The 18,487-nt window shown below is 65.6% G+C and carries 21 protein-coding genes; 11 read left to right on the forward strand and 10 right to left on the reverse strand.

What is annotated here, in order from left to right; genetic code table 11:
* Positions 1-27 precede the first annotated feature (27 nt).
* Together I6F37_RS26245 and I6F37_RS26250 are read left to right on the forward strand one after the other, a co-directional pair.
* Entirely contained in the window at positions 28-759 is a 732-nt protein-coding gene (locus I6F37_RS26245; protein ID WP_225127983.1) for a CpaD family pilus assembly protein, read from the forward strand.
* The gene (locus I6F37_RS26250; RefSeq protein ID WP_036003204.1) at positions 756-2,045 is read left to right on the forward strand and encodes an AAA family ATPase; all 1,290 of its coding nucleotides are present in this window, start codon (positions 756-758) and stop codon (positions 2,043-2,045) included. The genes I6F37_RS26245 and I6F37_RS26250 overlap by 4 nt, the downstream gene beginning before the upstream one ends.
* A 119-nt stretch (positions 2,046-2,164) precedes the next feature.
* Here the strand turns inward: I6F37_RS26250 and I6F37_RS26255 are convergent, their stop codons facing one another.
* Together I6F37_RS26255 and I6F37_RS26260 are read right to left on the reverse strand one after the other, a co-directional pair.
* Positions 2,165-2,962: a tetratricopeptide repeat protein gene (locus I6F37_RS26255; protein WP_109141931.1), complete on the reverse strand. Its 798-nt coding sequence runs from the start codon at positions 2,960-2,962 to the stop codon at positions 2,165-2,167.
* An 80-nt stretch (positions 2,963-3,042) separates the two neighbouring features.
* Positions 3,043-3,288, reverse strand: coding sequence for a PilZ domain-containing protein (locus I6F37_RS26260; protein WP_018644993.1), 246 nt, complete (start codon positions 3,286-3,288; stop codon positions 3,043-3,045).
* 228 nt (positions 3,289-3,516) lie between these two features.
* Here I6F37_RS26260 and I6F37_RS26265 point away from each other — a divergent pair, with 228 nt between their 5' ends.
* The 5 genes from I6F37_RS26265 (at position 3,517) to I6F37_RS26285 (ending at position 9,947) form a co-directional block, all read left to right on the forward strand.
* Complete coding sequence (locus I6F37_RS26265) at positions 3,517-5,055, forward strand: YifB family Mg chelatase-like AAA ATPase (RefSeq protein ID WP_036003197.1); 1,539 nt, start codon at positions 3,517-3,519, stop codon at positions 5,053-5,055.
* Between the two features lie 108 nt (positions 5,056-5,163).
* Positions 5,164-5,631: a hypothetical protein gene (locus I6F37_RS26270; RefSeq protein ID WP_036003195.1), complete on the forward strand. Its 468-nt coding sequence runs from the start codon at positions 5,164-5,166 to the stop codon at positions 5,629-5,631.
* A gap of 228 nt (positions 5,632-5,859) precedes the next feature.
* Positions 5,860-8,103, forward strand: coding sequence for a PAS domain-containing hybrid sensor histidine kinase/response regulator (locus I6F37_RS26275; protein ID WP_225153114.1), 2,244 nt, complete (start codon positions 5,860-5,862; stop codon positions 8,101-8,103).
* A gap of 84 nt (positions 8,104-8,187) precedes the next feature.
* The gene (locus I6F37_RS26280; RefSeq protein ID WP_036024309.1) at positions 8,188-8,817 is read left to right on the forward strand and encodes a histidine phosphatase family protein; all 630 of its coding nucleotides are present in this window, start codon (positions 8,188-8,190) and stop codon (positions 8,815-8,817) included.
* A gap of 71 nt (positions 8,818-8,888) precedes the next feature.
* Entirely contained in the window at positions 8,889-9,947 is a 1,059-nt protein-coding gene (locus I6F37_RS26285) for an AI-2E family transporter (RefSeq protein WP_225153116.1), read from the forward strand.
* 45 nt (positions 9,948-9,992) lie between these two features.
* Here I6F37_RS26285 and I6F37_RS26290 read toward each other — a convergent pair whose 3' ends face one another.
* The 8 genes from I6F37_RS26290 to hisB form a co-directional block, all read right to left on the reverse strand.
* Positions 9,993-10,232, reverse strand: a complete 240-nt coding sequence (locus I6F37_RS26290; protein WP_036003274.1) for a hypothetical protein — start codon at positions 10,230-10,232, stop codon at positions 9,993-9,995.
* Between the two features lie 101 nt (positions 10,233-10,333).
* Positions 10,334-11,290 carry a type I pantothenate kinase gene (gene coaA, locus I6F37_RS26295; RefSeq protein WP_036003185.1) on the reverse strand — a complete coding sequence of 319 codons (957 nt, stop codon included), beginning with the start codon at positions 11,288-11,290 and terminating at the stop codon, positions 10,334-10,336.
* A gap of 36 nt (positions 11,291-11,326) precedes the next feature.
* Positions 11,327-11,650, reverse strand: coding sequence for a phosphoribosyl-ATP diphosphatase (locus I6F37_RS26300; protein WP_036044993.1), 324 nt, complete (start codon positions 11,648-11,650; stop codon positions 11,327-11,329).
* Between the two features lie 102 nt (positions 11,651-11,752).
* Positions 11,753-12,526: an imidazole glycerol phosphate synthase subunit HisF gene (hisF, locus tag I6F37_RS26305; protein ID WP_018646048.1), complete on the reverse strand. Its 774-nt coding sequence runs from the start codon at positions 12,524-12,526 to the stop codon at positions 11,753-11,755.
* Between the two features lie 3 nt (positions 12,527-12,529).
* Positions 12,530-13,267 (reverse strand): 1-(5-phosphoribosyl)-5-[(5-phosphoribosylamino)methylideneamino]imidazole-4-carboxamide isomerase, encoded by a 738-nt coding sequence (hisA, locus tag I6F37_RS26310; RefSeq protein ID WP_225153118.1) that lies wholly within the window; start codon positions 13,265-13,267, stop codon positions 12,530-12,532.
* The gene (hisH, locus tag I6F37_RS26315) at positions 13,264-13,914 is read right to left on the reverse strand and encodes an imidazole glycerol phosphate synthase subunit HisH (RefSeq protein WP_036003163.1); all 651 of its coding nucleotides are present in this window, start codon (positions 13,912-13,914) and stop codon (positions 13,264-13,266) included. Before hisH ends, hisA begins: the two co-directional genes overlap by 4 nt.
* Positions 13,911-14,441: a DUF2628 domain-containing protein gene (locus I6F37_RS26320; protein WP_109141959.1), complete on the reverse strand. Its 531-nt coding sequence runs from the start codon at positions 14,439-14,441 to the stop codon at positions 13,911-13,913. The genes hisH and I6F37_RS26320 overlap by 4 nt, the downstream gene beginning before the upstream one ends.
* Before the next feature lie 63 nt (positions 14,442-14,504).
* Entirely contained in the window at positions 14,505-15,098 is a 594-nt protein-coding gene (hisB, locus tag I6F37_RS26325; protein WP_036044988.1) for an imidazoleglycerol-phosphate dehydratase HisB, read from the reverse strand.
* Between the two features lie 192 nt (positions 15,099-15,290).
* Here hisB and hslV point away from each other — a divergent pair, with 192 nt between their 5' ends.
* The 4 genes from hslV to hslU all read left to right on the forward strand — a co-directional run bounded on the left by hslV (position 15,291) and on the right by hslU (position 18,480).
* A complete protein-coding gene (gene hslV / locus I6F37_RS26330; RefSeq protein ID WP_036003154.1) occupies positions 15,291-15,851 on the forward strand; it encodes an ATP-dependent protease subunit HslV in 561 nt (186 codons plus the stop codon).
* A 178-nt stretch (positions 15,852-16,029) separates the two neighbouring features.
* Complete coding sequence (locus tag I6F37_RS26335) at positions 16,030-16,512, forward strand: GNAT family N-acetyltransferase (protein ID WP_225153120.1); 483 nt, start codon at positions 16,030-16,032, stop codon at positions 16,510-16,512.
* Entirely contained in the window at positions 16,509-17,126 is a 618-nt protein-coding gene (locus I6F37_RS26340) for a DUF2585 domain-containing protein (protein WP_225153122.1), read from the forward strand. Before I6F37_RS26335 ends, I6F37_RS26340 begins: the two co-directional genes overlap by 4 nt.
* A gap of 49 nt (positions 17,127-17,175) precedes the next feature.
* Positions 17,176-18,480, forward strand: a complete 1,305-nt coding sequence (gene hslU / locus I6F37_RS26345; RefSeq protein ID WP_225153124.1) for an ATP-dependent protease ATPase subunit HslU — start codon at positions 17,176-17,178, stop codon at positions 18,478-18,480.
* The last annotated feature ends 7 nt before the right edge of the window (positions 18,481-18,487 follow it).

Below are 18,487 nucleotides of genomic sequence, written 5' to 3' on the forward strand. Positions count from 1 at the left end.
CAAGGCAGGGGCAGGAGGGATCAGGGGATGACGACAACATCAGCCGATCGACGGCGCAATTTGCGGTTCGCACTGGCACTGACGGGCCTCTCCGTCATGCTCGGCGCCTGCAACACCACCGAGATCGTCACCCAGACGGTGCCGACCGATTATCGCCAGCGCCATCCGATTGCGGTGCAGGAAGGCAAGAAGTCGATCGTGATCTTCGTCGGCAATAGCAGGGGCGGCCTCTCGGCTGCGCAGCATTCGGACGTCGCGGGCATCGCGCGGGACTGGATGCGCGAAGGCACCGGCTCGGTCGCCGTCGATGTGCCGGTCGACACCGCCAATTCGCGCGCGGCCGCCGCAACCTATCAGGAGATCCGCTCGGTGCTCATGTCCGGCGGCGTGCCGTCGCGCGCCATCGTCCGGCGGCCCTATCGCCCCGATGATCCCGGGCTGCTGCCCACCATCCGCCTGAGCTATTCCAAGATCACCGCGGTCGCCGGCCCCTGCGGGCTTTGGCCCGAAGACGTCGGCCCCAACATCCTCAACCCCGGCTACACCGAGAACCGCCCCTATTTCAATCTGGGCTGCGCCAGCCAGCGCAATCTCGCCGCGATGATCGACAACCCGGCTGACCTCGAGCAACCGCGCGCCGAGACGCCCGCCTATACCGCACGGCGCGAGATCGCGTTCGATCGCTATCGCAAGGGCACGACGACGACGACCACCTATCCCGAATCCGACAAGGCCAAACTCAGCGATACCGCCAAATGACAGGCATCCACGACGAAGACGCGGACGATCCGCAGCATCCCGAGGAACACATCGCCCCGGTTCCTCGCATTTCGGTGCAAGCCTTCTGCGAGACCGAGCAGACGCTCAAGGCGGTGACCGCGGCTGGCCAGGACCGCCGGCTCGCCAAGGCCCATCTCAGCGCCAAGGATGGCGGCCTCGCCGCGGCGATCGAAGCCTATGAATCGATGCCGACGCCGAACGTGATCGTCATCGAGTCCGACGGCACGCGCGACATCCTCGAAGGACTGGACGACCTCGCCGGCGTCTGCGATCCCGGCACACGCGTGGTCGTGATCGGTAGCCCCAGCGACACCGCGCCCTATCGCGAGCTGGTGCGCCGCGGCGTCAACGACTACGTGGTCGGCCCGGTCGAAACCATCGACGTGGTCCGCTCGATCTGCAGCCTGTTCTCGGCCTCGGAAGCCATCATCACCGGCCGCGTCATCGCCGTGGTCGGCGCCAAAGGCGGCGTCGGCGCGTCCACCGTCGCGCATAATCTGGCCTGGACCATCGCCCGCGATCTCTCGCTCGATTCCGTCGTGATCGATCTCGACCTCGCCTTCGGCACCGCGGGCCTCGACTACAACCAGGATCCGGTGCAGGGCATCGCCAACGCGGTGCTGTCGCAGGACCGGCCGGACACGGCGCTGATGGAGCGCCTGCTCGCCAAATGCACCGATCGCCTCAGCCTCCTGGCGGCGCCCGCCACGCTCGACCGCGTCTACGATTTCGGTGCTGAAGCCTTCGATGCCGTGTTCGACACGCTGCGCATGACGACGCCCTGCATCGTGCTCGACGTGCCCCATCAATGGTCCGGCTGGACCCGGCGCGCGCTGGTGAACGCCGACGACATCGTGATCGTGGCCGAGCCCGATCTCGCCAATCTACGCAACACCAAGAACATGCTGAGCGTGCTGAAGGCGGCGCGACCGAACGACCGGCCGCCGCTGTACTGCCTCAACCAGGTCGGCATGCACAAGCGTGCGGAGATCGAGGTCAAGGCCTTCGCCAAGACCATGGAGAGCCAGCCGATCGCGGTGATCCCGTTCGATTCGAAACTGTTCTCGACCGCGGCCAATAACGGCCAGATGATCGCGGAGGTCTCCAGGACCCACCGCACCACCGTTCTGTTCCAGAATATGGCGAACCGCCTCGCCGGCCGCGGCGAGGTGAAGAAGCCGAAGCGCTCGCTGCTCGAGCCGCTTTTGAAGAAGCTGAAGGGCAAGTCGGGGCGCAGCTCGGCCCCGCATCGCAAGGCGTCGTAGGCGCGGCTTATTTGAGCATGATCTCCGCGCAAACGCCTTCCGCGTTTGTCGCGAGGGAAAACCGCTTCACACTTTGCGCTGACGCGGCCCTTCGGGTCCGGATCATGCTCTAGGGCGGACTACCTGTCCGCCCGCTGCTGCTTTTTCGCCAGCAGCTGCTTCAGCGCCGCGACCTTGGCCGCGGCCTGGTCCGGCGGCAGATCTGCCTTGACGAGGATTTCGGCCTCGGCCTCGCGACCCTGCAATCCCAGCACGAGCGCCAGATTGGCGCGGACCCGCGCATCGTTCTGATTGCGCTGATGGGCGCGGCCGAGCACCTGTTCGGCCTTCGATAGATTATTCTGCAGCATGTAGGACAGGCCGAGATTGGACAGCACGGTCGGCTCGTTCGGCACGATCTTCAACGCCGCAGCGTAATATTGCTGGGCTTCCTCGTTGCGGCCGAGCTGGTCGAGCACAGCGCCCTGCGCCGACAGGATGCGCCAATCGGGATCCTCGGGCGAATGCGCCCGGCCGAGGACGTCGAAGGCCTGCTGGAAATTGCCGTTGTCGGCGAGCGCGCGGCCGTAGCCGGCGAGCAGCGCCTTGTTGCCAGGACGGGCGAGCACGGCCTGCTCCAGCACTGCGACCGCCTGCGCGCGCTGGCCGCTGCCACGCAGCGCCTTGCCGTATTCGAGAGCAATGGCGGGATCGCTCGGCTTGGCGCGATAACGCTCGCGAAGTGCGTCCATCTCCGGCGTGGGGTCGGCCTTGCTGTCGGACTTGCCGTCAAACTTGGCGGCGGACTCCCGCTTGCCGCCGAGCGCACCGGTGACGTCGTCGATGCCGGCCGTCTGACAGCCGCCGAGGGCGAGGATCAGGACGGCGGAACACAGATATCCCGCCGGGGATAAGGCGAGGAACGAACGCTTGGGCATACTCTGATCACTCGGCAACTGATCAGAGATGCTTACCCATTAACGCTAAAGTCCCGTTAAGGAGGCGCGCCTGTTGAGGTTCAGTCGACGAACTCGGCGCCGAATTCGCAGCCGATGCGCCAGCGCAGGCGGCATTGGCGGGAATAATCAGGCGCGAAGATGATGGTGAATTGCGGCGGCACTTCCAGAAATTCCGCCACCACTTTCACGCCGCCATCCGAAATGTCCGTGATCGTGCAATCCCGCGGCAGCGAGCCCGCGCCAAAATGGATCTTGGCGAGGCGGCTGCACACCCGACGTTCGCTTCTCCGGCGATTTGCAAGCATTTGAACTGTTCACCCGTTAGACCACGGCCCATCCCGCAGCCCTAGGAGTAGCGGACATTCGTTGGAATGTGCTGAGGAGAGAAGGCGGCATTCGAGACGTAGTGTCTGGGCTGCGTTTACGATTGGTTAGGATTTGACCGGCCGCCAAGCGATTGTTCCCGTATTGTTCTTGCGGAAACGGCCGCGCTCTGCTACCCCTAATTGCAGCAATGGGCAGGCTGGTTCGGCATGGTTCAGCGGGTTTCTACCGTCGCCTTTGAGGGGATCGAGGCCCGCGCGGTCGACGTGCAGGTGCAGGTCGCGCCTGGCCTGCCGGCCTTTGCCATCGTCGGCTTGCCGGACAAGGCGGTGTCGGAGGCGCGCGAGCGGGTGCGCTCGGCGCTGATCGCCTCGGGGCTGGCGCTGCCGGCGCGGCGGATCATCGTCAATCTGGCCCCGGCCGACCTCCCGAAGGAGGGCAGCCATTACGACCTGCCGATTGCGCTTGGGCTGATGGCCGCGATAGGCGCCATCCCGCCCGATGCGCTGACCGGCTTCACCGTGCTCGGCGAGCTCGGCCTCGACGGCTCGATCGCGCCGGTGGCCGGCGTCCTTCCCGCCGCGATCGGCGCCAATATGCGCGAGGAAGGACTGATCTGCCCGGCGTCCTGCGGCTCCGAGGCGGCGTGGGCGAGCCCGGACATCCAGATCATTGCCGCACACTCGCTGATCCAGATCGCCAACCATTTCAAGGGCACCCAGGTGCTGTCGCGGCCGACGCCGAAGGTGCACGAGGCCGCCGCCTCGACGCTCGACCTGCGCGACATCAAGGGCCAGGAAAGCGCCAAGCGCGCGCTGGAGATCGCGGCCGCCGGCGGGCACCACCTGCTCATGATCGGCGCGCCGGGCGCGGGCAAATCGATGCTGGCCGCGCGCCTGCCCTCGATCCTGCCGCCGCTGTCGCCGAGCGAGCTGCTCGAGGTCTCCATGATCGCCTCGGTCGCCGGCGAGATCGAAGGCGGCGCGCTGACGGCGCGGCGCCCGTTCCGCTCGCCGCACCATTCCGCCAGCATGGCCGCGCTCACCGGCGGCGGCGCGCGCGCCAAGCCCGGCGAGATCTCGCTGGCACATCAGGGCGTGCTGTTCCTCGACGAATTGCCGGAGTTCGATCCGCGCGTGCTGGATTCGCTGCGCCAGCCGCTGGAGAACGGCGAGGTCGCGGTGTCGCGCGCCAATCATCGCGTCACCTACCCTGCCCGCTTCATGCTGGTCGCGGCGATGAATCCCTGCCGCTGCGGCAATGCGTTCGAGCCCGGCTATGCCTGCAAGCGCGGCCGCATCGACCGCTGCACCGGCGATTACCAGGCGCGCATCTCCGGTCCGCTGATGGACCGCATCGATCTGCGCATCGAGGTGCCGGCGGTGACGGCCGCCGACCTGATCCTGCCGCCGCCGTCGGAAGGATCGGCCGAGGTCGCTGCCCGCGTGGCGGCGGCGCGCGACATCCAGCTGGCGCGCTATGCGGATGCAGGCCTGCCCCATGTCCGCACCAATGCTGAAGCCCCCGCCTCCGTGCTGGAGGAGATCGCAAAGCCGGACGCGCAGGGCCAAAAACTGCTGCGCGACGCCGCGGAGACCATGCGCCTGTCGGCGCGCGGCTATCACCGCGTGCTGCGGGTGGCGCGCACGCTGGCCGACCTCGACCATGCCGACAAGATCGGCCGGCTGCACCTCGCCGAAGCGCTGTCGTACCGCGCACTCGCGGAGGATGTGCGCCAGCTGGCTTGATCATTCCGCGCATCAACCCGGCGGTAACGACTTTCCTTTACGCTCTGCAAACCATAAGGCCCGACGCGTTTCGGTTGTGAGTTCCCGGGGCCTAGCGAGTAGAGCGTCATGTTGCGTTTCAAGTTCCTGGCCTCGGCTGTTCCCCTGTTGGCGGCTGCGGTGTTCGCCCGCGCCGAGATCGGATCGGTGTCGCATCCCTGCATCGCGCTGGGCGACACATCGGTCGAGCTCACCTCGCTGTTCTGGACCGCCGGTGTGCATGTCGCCTTCACCGACGATCCCGCGCGGGCAACGGTGCGGGTCCAGATCACCGAGGATGCCGACGCCGCGGATTTTGCCGTGGTCGACGACGGCCTCGGCTCCGAGCCTGACACCTGCCAGGCCAGCCCTTCGACGCGTCTCGTCTCGATCGCCGCGCAGCCGGTCGACGGCGGCCAGGTGGTCTATCTCTCCAGCGAAGGACCGGCGGATTACCGCATCTATGTGCGCTCAAAGACGTTCTCGCCGCGCGAGGCGGCGGCGCTGATCGTCGGCGCCCGCGGCGGCCATGGCCGCTTCCAGGCGGCATCGCTTTAGAGCTTTGTGTTTGAGCATGATCTCCGCGCAAACGCGTTCCGCGTTTGTCGCGAAGGAAAACCGCTGCACACTTTTCGCTAACGCGGCCCTTCGGGTCCGGATCATGCTCTGACCCGTTAACGTCTCGTCAACCCTGTTCGGAGGCGGCGCCACCGCCGCAATTTGTTCGCAAGGTCGGCGGGCCATCGTCGCACGCGGCGGCGGGGTTTCAGGCAAGGGTCGGTTGCGATGGGTCGGACGTTCCGGATCAAAGTGCGCATGCGTCGTTTCAGGCGACGGCATCCGAGGCTCGCTTTCGCGATCCGCTCCTTCATGATCTTCTCGGCGACGTTCGGCGGCGCCTATGGTTTCGTCTCCGGCAGCCGGTCCGACAATTCCGGCTACGATCCCCACACCTTTGCGATCGGCGCCAGCTTCCTGTTCGCGCTCGCCTGCCTCGGCCTTGCGACGCTGAGCATGCGTCTGCGCTTCGTCAATAAGCGGCTGCGGACGCTCGCCGCCCACAACGAAGCCTTGATCGACCGCAATTGGGAGCTGAAGGAAGCGGAAGAGCGCGCCCGCAGCCTGTTCGAGCAGCAGGGCGACCTCATCGTGCTGCGCGCTACCGACGGCCGCGTCACCTTTGCCAACGAGGCCTATTGCGCGCTCGCGGGACAGGCGCGCAGCGCGCTGGTCGGCACGCGATTCGATTTCGACGTGCTGGAGCAGGGCGACAGTGCCCGCGAGAGCAGCGGCACGCGCATCCACGACCAGAAGATCGCAACCCCGCTCGGCGCGCGCTGGATCGCCTGGCGCGAGGGCTATGTCCGCCTCGATGCCGGCCAGCCCGCCGAGTTGCAGAGCGTCGGACGCGACGTCACCGACCGCACCGAGACCGAGCGCGCATTGTCCGACGCGCGCGACCAGGCCGACGCCGCCAACCGCGCCAAGTCGCGCTTCCTGGCGATGGCCTCGCACGAGATCCGCACCCCCCTGAACGGCATCATCGGTATGGGCGGCCTGTTGCTCGACACCGATCTGACGCCGGAGCAGGCGACCTATGCCAGGGCGGTGAAGACCTCGGGCGAAGCCTTGATGGCGCTGATCGAGGAGCTGCTCGACTATTCCAAGATCGAGGCCGGCAAGCTCGACCTCGATCAACGTCCCTTCGCGCTCTCGACACTTGTCGAAGAGATCACCGAGCTGCTCGCGCCGCGCGCGCAGGCGAAGTCGCTCGAGATCGCCGCCTATGTCGACGAGCGCCTGCCGCTCGAAGTGGTCGGCGACGCCGCGCGGTTGCGCCAGGTGCTGCTCAACCTCGCCGGCAACGCCATCAAGTTCACGAGCAGCGGCGGCGTGGCGCTGATCGTCGAGCCCGGCATCTGGCCGAACGAGATCAGCTTCCTGGTTCGCGACACCGGCATCGGCATCGCAGCCGAAGCCCAGCAGCGCATCTTCCGCGAATTCGAGCAGGCCGACGAGCGCGTCGCCCGCACCTATGGCGGCACCGGACTTGGCCTCGCCATCAGCGAGCGCATCGTCAAGCGCATGGGCGGCCGGATCACGCTCACGAGCGAGCCGGGCAGGGGCTCGACCTTCGAGGTCGCGGTGCCGCTTCCGCCGTCGCAAGGCGGCGCCGGGCAGACCGCATTTCCGAGTCCCGACCTCACCGGCAAGTCGATGCTCCTCGTCGCCGACGGCATCGAAGCCTCGCTCATCGCGCGGCGGCTCGAACGCTGGGGCGGCCAGACCTGCCTGGTTGCAGATGCGGCGGTCGCCGAAGCATTGCTGCCGGAACGCTCCTGGCACACGGTGCTGATCGATCGGGCGATCGGCCCCGCCGCGGCCGATCAGCTCGGTGAGGCCGCCCGCGCGCATGCCTTGCAGCGCCTCGTGCTGCTGACGTCGAGCTCGCGGCACGAGAAGCTGTCGGCGGCCTTCACCGGCTTTCTGGTGAAGCCGCTGCGCGCGGCCTCGCTTGCCGCACGCCTCGCTTTGACGCCGGAGGTCGCCTCGCCCGATCTCGCGCCGGAGCCGCCGCCGGCCTCCGCCGGCCCCGCGCCGGTGAAAGGCCTGTCGATCCTCGTTGCCGAGGACAACGAGATCAACGCCTTGCTGATGCGCTCGCTGCTGACCAAGCTCGGCCACCGCGTCGTCATTGCCGTCCAAGGCGAGGCCGCGCTGGAATCCTGGCTCGCCGCCTCATCGGCCGGCACGCCCTACGATCTCGTGCTGATGGACATCCAGATGCCGCAGCTCGACGGCATCGAGGCGACAAAGCGCATCCGCGCGCACGAGGCCGCGCTGGGCGATTCCCGGACGCCGATCCTGGCGCTCACCGCCAACACGCTGGTGGAGGATCGTTATGCCTGCTTCGAGGCAGGCATGAACGGATTTCTGATCAAGCCGGTCGACCGTGAGAAACTCGAGGAGGCTCTGGCGGGCCTCGCCGCATCCCGGCACCAGACGGTTCCGGATCTCACGGGAACCTGATCTCGTCTGACGATCGCAATTGAAATTGAGCGCGTTGCGCGTCACGATCCCACCGGGGGCATTTTGCAACCAAAGGATTTGCGCATGAACGTGCTTTGCCGCCTCGCCCTGATTGTTCTCCTGGCTGGAATCTCCCGCCACGCAGCCGCCGACACACCGGACCTCATCTCGTCGCTCAAGCAGGGCGGCTACGTCCTGATCTTCCGACACACCGCAACTGACGACAGCCAGAAGGATGTCTATCCCTTCAAGTTCGACGACATGAGTGCCCAGCGTCAGCTCAGCGAGAAGGGCAGGGACGCGGCGCGCCAGATCGGGACGGCGATCAAGGACCTCGCGATCCCCATCGGCGACGTCTACACCAGCCGGCTGAACCGCGCGGTCGAGGCCGGCAAGCTGATCTCCGGCCGTGAGGTCAAGCCGGTCGATGCCCTGACCGACAGCAGCAACGCCAGCGCATCGGGAATGGCAAACCCGACCGGCGCCAATGCCAAGGCCGGGCAGGCCGTGCGTCAGCTCGTCGATGCGCCGCCGCAGTCCGGCACCAACACCGTCCTGGTCACCCACAAGACCAACATCGCCGATGCCTTCGGCAAGGACGCCGGCAACGTCGGGGAAGGCGAGGCCTTCGTCTACAAGGCCGGCAGCTCGGGTCCCGCCACCTTCGCAGGGCGCATCACGCTTGCGGATTGGATCGCAAAAGCGGGCAGGTGAGGACCTGCCGCTCCGCCACGATGTTGTGCTACGGACATCATCTGGCGAACGAGCGAAGAGCTGGCGAACACGTGAGAACATCGGAGAATCGTTCATTCCTCATCCTGCTCGGCGCGATCTCCGTCGCGTTCGTCTGGGTGCTTTGGCCGTTCTCCGGTGCCGTGTTGTGGGCCACGCTGCTGGCTATCATCTTCGCCCCGTTCTATCGACGGATCCTGAAATCCGTGCCCGAAAAGCACAACCTTGCCGCCCTCGTCACCGTCATCGTGGTGGTCGTTATGGTCCTGATCCCCGTGGCGATCATCATCGCGTCGCTGATCGACCAGGGCGGGGAGCTGTATCAGCGCGTTCAGAGCGGGGAGACCAGCCTCGTTCATCCCCTGCAGCAGCTGAAATCCGCGCTGCCCGCCTGGGCTGCGTCGCTCGGGGACCGCCTGGCCGGCATCGATTTTTCGGCCCTGAGGGAACGCCTGTCGGGTCTGGTCGTCCCTGCCGGCCAACAGCTGGCCGGGCATGCGATCAACATCGGTCAGGTGACGCTGGAGTTCGTCGCAAGCCTGCTCGTGATGCTGTACCTGCTGTTCTTCCTGCTGCGCGACGGTGACGAGCTCAATGCCCGCATTCGCGAGGCGCTCCCGCTGAGCCCGAACCATACCGCGGAAATTCTCGATGTCTTCACCCTGGCGGTTCGTGGAACGATCAAGGGGATCGTTCTCGTCGCGTTGATACAGGGAGCACTCGGCGGGCTCATCTTCTGGCTGCTCGGCCTCACCGCGCCGCTGCTGGCGGGCGCGCTGATGGCGCTGCTCTCGCTGCTGCCGGTGCTCGGCTCCGCGCTGGTCTGGGTTCCGGTTGCGCTTTACCTGCTTGTGGCAGGTTCGGTCACGAAGGGACTCATCCTGCTCGCTTTCGGCACCTTCGTGATCGGCCTTGCGGACAATTTTCTCCGCCCGATCCTGGTCGGCCAGTCGATCCAGATGCCGAGCTATATCGTGCTGCTCGCCACGCTGGGCGGCCTTGCGACGTTCGGAGCGAACGGGTTCGTGATCGGCCCGCTCGTCGCTGCAATGTTTCTGACGACGTGGCACATCTTCGTCGTCTCGAAGTCGAAACAGGGGGCCCCGAAATGATCGTCATGCCGGGCCTGGAGCGGGCGATCCGGCCGATGCGCAATCTCATGCAGCAGAGACAATAAAGCGCGGTGCAGACAGCTTGTCCGGCGTCGTCTGGCCTCCCCGGAAGACGGTATTTGCCTGCGCGGCGCGCTTGCAATGGGGGCACACGAAGAGATGCGCGATGACCGGGGTCGGCTCGTCCGTGAGCAATTCCGAGCGGAACCACTTCATCTCGACATGGCAGTCCGGGCAGACCGGAGCTTCCAGCTGCTCCGCAGCGCTCCTGAGACGATCAACCATGGTGTGCCCCCGCCGTTTTCCAAGGAATAGCGGAATACCCATCGTTGGTCTGCATCAAAAGATACTCTGCGCGAATGGGCAGGGCCCGGGCACCAAGGCGATTACAGCCGCCTGAGCGCCACGCTCTCCACCGTGTGGTCGGCGCCCTTCTTGAGGATCAGCGTCGCACGGGGCCGGGTCGGCAGGATGTTGTCCTCGAGATTGGCGAGGTTGGTACGCTCCCAGATCGCGATCGCGGTCGCGGTGGCTTCCTCGTCCGACAACAGAGCATAGCGGTTGAAGTAGGATTTTGGATTGGTGAATGCGGTGTCGCGCAGCGCCAGGAAGCGCTTGATGTACCATTGCCGCAGCGCCGCCTCGTCGGCGTCGATATAGACCGAGAAATCGAAGAAGTCGGAAACCACCGGCACCGCCTTGCCGTCGCGCGGCAGCTTGCCGGTCTGCAGCACGTTGACGCCTTCGACGATCAGGATGTCGGGCTGGTCGATCTCGGCCCATTGGTTCGGCACGATGTCGTAGGTCAGATGCGAATAGACCGGCGCACGGACGTGGCGGCGGCCGGCCTTGATGTCGGAGAGGAAGTTGAGCAGCATCGGCAGATCGTAGCTCTCCGGAAAACCCTTCTTCTGCATGATGCCGTGCCGCTCGAGCACCGCATTGGGATAGAGAAATCCGTCCGTGGTGATCAGCTCGACTTTCGGCCGCGGCGACCAGCGCGCCAAGAGGGCCTGGAGCACGCGTGCCGTGGTGGATTTCCCGACCGCCACCGAGCCGGCGACGCCGATGATGTAGGGCACCTTGCGGTCCCTGATGTTGAGGAACTGGCGCTCGGCGTAGTACAGCCGCTGCATGGCATCGACGTAGATCGACAACAGGCGCGACAGCGGCAGATAGATGTCTTCGACCTCCTGCAGGTCGAGGCGATCGTGCAGCGAACGCAGCCGGTCGAACTCGCCCGGCTCGAGCGTCATCGGCGTATCGTCGCGCAGTCGCGCCCATTCCTCGCGCGTATAAACGCGGTAGGGATTGTACTGCTGCTCGGGTGCGCGGATATCCATGACGCCGCCTTTCCGTTGCGATCTATTCGCCCTTGCCTAGCCGCCCTTGCGCGACGCCTTCTCTTCCAGCCCCGACATCGAGGTCCGCTTGTCCAGCGCGGCCTCGACCTCTTCCAGCTTTATGCCGCGCGCCTTCAGCAGCACAAGGAAATGATAGAGCAGGTCGGCACTTTCAGCGATCAGATGCGCGCGATCGTTTTCGACTGCAGCGATTACGGTTTCGACTGCTTCCTCGCCGAACTTCTTGGCGCAATGCTCGGGACCTTTGTCGAGCAGCTTGCGGGTATACGATGCTTCGCCGCCGGACGCTGCGCGGGCGTCGATGGTTTCGGCCAGATCATGGATCGTGAAACGCGGCATCGGACTCACTCGGAAACACGCTTGAAAGCAAGCTTGGCAACAGATTTGGCCACGGCGGCCATCCCCGTCCGCCAATGTTAGCATCGTTACGAACCGGAGTCGTCAGGCATCCAGGCGCATCGGCAGCCCACGCCGCGCCATGTGCTCCTTGGCCTCACGAATCGTAAATTCCCCGAAATGGAAGATCGAAGCCGCCAGCACCGCCGTGGCGTGCCCGTCGCGGATACCGTCGACGAGATGGTCGAGATTGCCGACGCCGCCCGAGGCGATCACGGGAACGGGAACGCTGTCGGCGATCGCGCGGGTCAGCGGAATATCGAATCCCTGCCTTGTGCCGTCGCGGTCCATCGAGGTGAGCAGGATTTCACCGGCGCCGAGCGAAACCACCTCCTGCGCGTATTCGATCGCGTCGATGCCGGTCGAGTTGCGCCCGCCATGGGTGAAGATCTCCCAGCGGTCGCCGCCCGGACGCTTGACGCGCTTGGCATCGATCGCGACCACCACGCACTGCTCGCCGAATTTTTCAGCGGCTTCCTTGACGAATTCGCGCCGCGACACCGCGGCGCTGTTAATCGACACCTTGTCGGCGCCGGCGCGCAGCAGCGTCTTGATGTCGTTGACCTCGCGCACGCCGCCGCCGACGGTGACAGGCATGAAGCAGGCTTCCGCCGTGCGCCGGACCACGTCCAGCATGATGCCGCGGTTCTCATGGGTCGCGGTGATGTCGAGGAAGGTGAGCTCGTCGGCGCCGGCGGCGTCATAGGCGATGGCGGCTTCGACGGGATCGCCGGCATCCCTGAGATCGACGAAGTTGACGCCCTTGACGACGCGGCCGTCCTTGACGTCGAGGCAGGGGATCACGCGCACCTTGAACATGGGTCAGCTCCTGCGCGCGTCGCGGATCAACGTGAGGGCGGCGGCGGGATCGAGCCGGCCGTCATAGAGCGCGCGCCCGGCGATCGCGCCGGCGAGCTTCTTCGCGCGCGGCGTCAGCATGGCTTTCACGTCCTCGATCGAGGCGAGGCCGCCGGAGGCGATCACGGGAATCGAGATGGCCTCGGCGAGCGCGATGGTCGCCTCTAAGTTCAAGCCCTTGAGCAAGCCGTCGCGCGCGATGTCGGTGAAGATGATGGCGGCAACGCCGGCATCCTCGAAGCGCTTGGCGATCTCGAGCACAGTCACTTGCGAGGTCTCGGCCCAGCCTTCGACCGCGACCTTGCCGTCGCGCGCATCGAGCCCGACCGCGACGCGGCCGGGGAATTTTTTGGCGGCGCTTTTCACCAATTCAGGATCGCGCACCGCGGCGGTGCCGATGATGACGCGGGTGATGCCCTTGTCGAGCCAGGCTTCGACGGTCGCGAGATCCCGAATGCCGCCGCCGAGCTGGACCGGGATCTCGATCGTCTTCAGCATCGCCTCGACGGCGTCAGCATTCACCGGCTTGCCGGCGAAGGCACCATCGAGGTCGACGACGTGAAGAAACTCAAACCCCTGCTCGGCAAAGCTCTGCGCCTGTGCGGCCGGATTGAGATTGAACACGGTCGCGCGCGCCATGTCGCCTTGCTCGAGGCGCACGCACTGGCCGTTCTTGAGGTCGATCGCGGGAAAGAGAATCACGGTTTCCATCGCAAGAAGTTCGAGATCAGGGCCAGCCCGAAGCGCTGGCTCTTCTCGGGGTGGAATTGCGTGCCGATGGCGGTGTCCTTGCCGACGATCGCCGTGACGGGCCCCCCGTAATCGGCGCGCGCAAGCACGTCCGCCTCGCTGGCGGCGTTGAGATGGTAGGAGTGCACGAAATAAGCGTGCTGGCCCTTGGGACCGAGCGGCAGCTTGTTCAGCACCGGATGCTCCTGCAGCAGGTCCAGCGTATTCCAGCCCATGTGCGGGATCTTCAGGCTTTCATCGCGCGGCGTGATCTTCTCGACGTCGCCGCCGATCCAGTTCAAGCCCTCGGTGACGACGTGTTCCTTGCCGCGGCTCGCCATCAGCTGCATGCCGACGCAGATGCCGAAGAACGGCCGCGCCTTGACGCGCACCGCTTCGGTGATGGCCTCGACCATGCCGTTGACGGCATCGAGCCCGCGGCGGCAATCGGCGAAGGCACCGACACCCGGCAGCACCAGGCGATCGGCCTCGTAAGCCTGGTCCGGATCGCTGGTAACAAAGACCTTTTGCGGGCTCTCCAGGCTGCGCGCGGCGCGCTCGAAGGCTTTCGCGGCGGAATGCAGATTGCCGGAACCGTAATCGATGATGGCGACGCTCATCTTGACCCTCCCGGTTCTGGAAACAACCCAATGATGCCGCCGGCTGGAATCGGCGGCGGGTTCGAGAATGGCTGGCCCGGCACATTCCGGGTCGGCGGCGGGCCGCCGCGATCGACGGCCCATTGATCGCCAGCGCTGCCGTTCTGCTTCTGGCTCCAGCGTTCGAAGAAGCGGCGCTCCGCAGTGTCGCTGTCGTCGGCGACGACGATATCCAGCTGCCGCCACTTTCCGCGCGACAAGGTCCAGCGGCGCAGGCTCGAGGCTTCGAGGCCCATCAGCACCGCGACGATGCAATCGGCGAAGAAGATCGAGGAGCGCCCGACGCCGAGGCTCGACAGCCCCGCGTTGAACGCGGCCAGGAAGATCAGATAGCCGATCAGCGCCAGCCACAGCCGATTCCACAACAGCCAGAACGGACCGAAGATCATCGCCCAGAAATGAAAGCCGTCGCGCACGAACACGAACTTGTCGGTCGCGCGCGGGTCGGCTCCTGCGGGTGAGGGAGCGTGAACTGTGTAGACAGGCATGGTGATGCCCCGTTCTCGAATTCAGTGATGCCGCCAGCAGCGTTCGCCGCAAGACGGAAGATGTCAGCCGCCGAGCGAGCCCTTGGTGGACGGGATTTCGCCCGCCGCCTTCGGATCGATCGCCACGGCCGTGCGCAGCGCCCGCGCCAGACCCTTGAAGCAGGACTCGGCGATATGATGGCTGTTATCGCCATATAGGGTCTCGACGTGGAGAGTCACGCCGGCGTTGATGGCAAAAGCCTGGAACCACTCGCGCACCAGCTCGGTGTCGAACTCGCCGATCTTGTGCCGGGGGAAGTCGGCCTTGAACACCAGGAACGGGCGGCCCGAGATGTCGATCACCACGCGCGTCAGCGTCTCGTCCATGGGCATGTGCACGCCGGCGTAGCGGGTGATACCCGCCATGTTGCCGAGCGCCTGCTTGACCGCCTGGCCAAGCGCGATGCCGGTGTCCTCGGTGGTATGGTGATAATCAATGTGCAGATCGCCCACCGCCTTGACCGTGAGGTCGATGCGGGAATGGCGGGCGAGGAGATCGAGCATATGGTCGAAAAAGCCGATGCCGGTCGCGATATTGGCCACGCCGGTGCCATCGAGGTTCACGGAGACCTCGATGTCGGTTTCCTTGGTCTTGCGCTTGATCGTCGCGGTGCGCATTGAAAGCTGGCTTTCATCCTAGCTAGGGAGCCGAAAACGCCAGTCTCTTAACAGCCAAATGACACCTTCGCTACTGCGGGAACGGCCGGCCGGACCTCTACTTCTGCCTATGGTGAGCGAATTCGGCCCGGAACGGCCCGTTGTGCCATTGGTCCCGACCGCCTAAATCAGGCCGGACAACGAGGATCATTCATGCAGGACTCCCAGAACAGCTCGCCGGGCTGGCACGGCACCACGATTCTAACGGTCCGCAAGGGCGGCAAGGTGGTGGTCGGCGGCGACGGCCAGGTCTCGATCGGCCAGACCGTAATCAAGTCCAATGCCAAGAAGGTCCGCAAGCTTGGCAAGGGCGACGTGATCGGCGGCTTTGCCGGCGCCACGGCTGACGCCTTCACGCTGTTCGAGCGGCTCGAATCCAAGCTCGAGCAATATCCGGGGCAGCTGACCCGGGCGGCGGTGGAGCTCGCCAAGGACTGGCGCACCGACCGCTATTTGCGGCGGCTGGAGGCCATGATGATCGTGGCTGACAGGGACGTCTCCCTGGTGCTGACAGGCACCGGCGACGTGCTCGAACCCGAGGCCGGCGTGATGGCGATCGGCTCCGGCGGCAATTACGCGCTGGCGGCGGCCCGGGCCCTGCTCGACACCGACAAGGACGCCGAGACCATCGTCCGCCGCTCCCTGGACATCGCCGCGGACATCTGCGTCTACACCAACCGGAATCTGACGATCGAGAGCCTGGCTACGGGGTAGGGCGGAGGGGTCATTTGTCCGAGTGCCTCTCCGCACGGTCGGTGCAACCTCTCCCGCTTGCGGGGGAGGTCGGCGCGAAGCGCCGGGTGGGGGCTCTTCCCTCTGGGGGATTGGCCCATTGCGGAAACACCCTCTCCCGCAAGCGGGAGAGGGAGAGCAGCACCGCTGTGGGCGCTAGATGACGCAAAGCTACACCTTCCGCCCCATGACCGCGGCCGACATGCCGCTGATCCGGCGCTGGCTCGCCGCACCGCATGTCGCCGAATGGTGGCATGATCCGGAGACGCTTGAATTCGTCGGCGGCGACCTCGATCATCCTGACCTGGCGCAGTTCATCGTCAGCCTTGACGGCCGGCCTTTCGCCTACCTGCAGTGCTACCGGCTCGGCGATTGGCATATCAGCTTCGGCCCGCAGCCCGTGGGCACTCGCGGCCTCGATCAGTTCATCGGCGAGGCCGACATGCTCGGATGCGGCCACGGCTCCGCTTTCATCCGCGCCTTCATCGACCAGCTCTTCGCGCGCGGTGTGCCGCGCATCGTGATAGACCCGAGTCCTTCCAATGCGCGCGCGATTCGTGCCTATGAGAAAGCTGGCTTCGTGCCGCAGCACGAGATCGTCACGCCCGATGGTCCCGCACTCCTGATGATCCGAGACCCATGACGCTCGCCGCAAGCCCCGCCGCCAAGACCACATTCCCACCGCTCGCCTGGGCCGGCATCGCGCTACTGCTGCTGGCGCTGCAGGCGGGGATCCTGCTTGCGATGGGGCGGGTGCCGATCTGCGCCTGCGGCACGATCAAGCTGTGGCACGGCGTGGTGAACAGCTCGGAGAATTCTCAGCAGATTGCAGACTGGTACACGTTCTCACACGTCCTGCACGGCTTCCTGTTCTACGGCCTGACCTGGCTGCTGTTCGCGCGGTTACCCTTGCTGCCTCTCTCCTGGCCCGCACGGCTGATCATCGCGATGCTGATCGAAGGCGCCTGGGAGATCGTCGAGAACTCGCCCTTCATCATCGAGCGCTACCGCGCCGGCACGATCTCGCTGGATTATTACGGCGACAGCATCCTCAATTCGGTCTCGGACAATCTGGCCATGATCTTGGGGTTCCTGGCCGCTCGCGCGCTGCCTGTCACCGCGACCGTGCTGCTCGGCATCGCCTTCGAGATCGTGCTGGCGCTCCACATTCGCGACAATCTGACGCTCAATATCCTGATGCTGATCCATCCGATCGATGCCGTGAAGCAGTGGCAATCCGGCCCGCCGATCATCTGACCCAAAATGCGGCTTGTCCTTGGCCGTCTCCCGCCCTAGCTAAGCAGACATGACAGACTTCTCGCCCCGCGAAATCGTTTCCGAACTCGACCGTTTCATCGTCGGCCAGGCCGACGCCAAGCGCGCCGTCTCGATCGCGCTGCGCAACCGCTGGCGCCGGCAACAGCTCGAAGGCTCACTTCGCGAGGAGGTGCTGCCGAAGAACATCCTGATGATCGGCCCCACCGGCGTCGGCAAGACGGAAATCGCGCGGCGACTCGCCAAGCTCGCGAATGCGCCGTTCCTGAAGGTCGAAGCGACCAAGTTCACCGAGGTCGGCTATGTCGGCCGCGACGTCGAGCAGATTATCCGCGATCTCGTCGAGGTCGCAATCGCGCAAGTGCGCGAGCGAAAGCGCAAGGACGTGCAGGCGCGCGCCCAGCTTGCCGCCGAGGAGCGCGTGCTCGATGCGCTGGTCGGCGCCAATGCGAGCTCGGCGACGCGCGAATCCTTCCGCAAGAAGCTGCGCGCCGGCGAACTGAACGACAAGGAAATCGAGATCGAGACGCAGTCGTCGGGCGGCGGCATGCCGATGTTCGAGATTCCGGGCATGCCGGGCGCCCAGATGGGCGCGATCTCGCTCGGCGACATCTTCGGCAAGCTCGGCGGCCGCAGCAAGACGCGCCGGCTGACGGTGGAGAGCTCGCACGAGATCCTCGTCAACGAGGAATCCGACAAGCTCTTGGACACCGAGCAACTGACCCTCGAGGCGATCAGCGCGGTCGAGAACAACGGCATCGTGTTCCTCGACGAGATCGACAAGATCTGCGCCCGCGACGGCCGGGTCGGCGGCGACGTCTCGCGCGAGGGCGTGCAGCGCGATCTCCTGCCGCTGATCGAGGGCACCACGGTCTCGACCAAGCACGGCGCGGTCAAGACCGACCACATCCTGTTCATCGCTTCCGGCGCCTTCCACGTCGCCAAGCCGTCCGACCTCTTGCCGGAATTGCAGGGCCGCCTGCCGATCCGCGTCGAATTGCAGGCGCTGACCCGCGACGACATGCGCCGCATCCTGACCGAGCCCGAGGCCTCGCTGATCAAGCAATATGTCGCCCTGATGCAGACCGAAGGCGTGACACTCGACATCACCGACAGCGCCATCGATGCGCTGGCCGACATTGCGGTTGCCGTCAATTCAACGGTCGAGAATATCGGCGCCCGGCGGCTGCAGACCGTGATGGAGCGGGTGCTGGACGAGATCTCCTTCACCGCCCCCGACCGCAACGGCGAGACGGTCCGGCTCGATGCGGATTACGTGCAAAAGCACATCGGCGACCTCGCCAAGAATGCGGATCTGAGCCGCTTCATTTTGTGATTCGGAG

The organism is Bradyrhizobium sp. NBAIM08 (assembly GCF_020193935.1).
Lineage (GTDB): Bacteria > Pseudomonadota > Alphaproteobacteria > Rhizobiales > Xanthobacteraceae > Bradyrhizobium > Bradyrhizobium yuanmingense.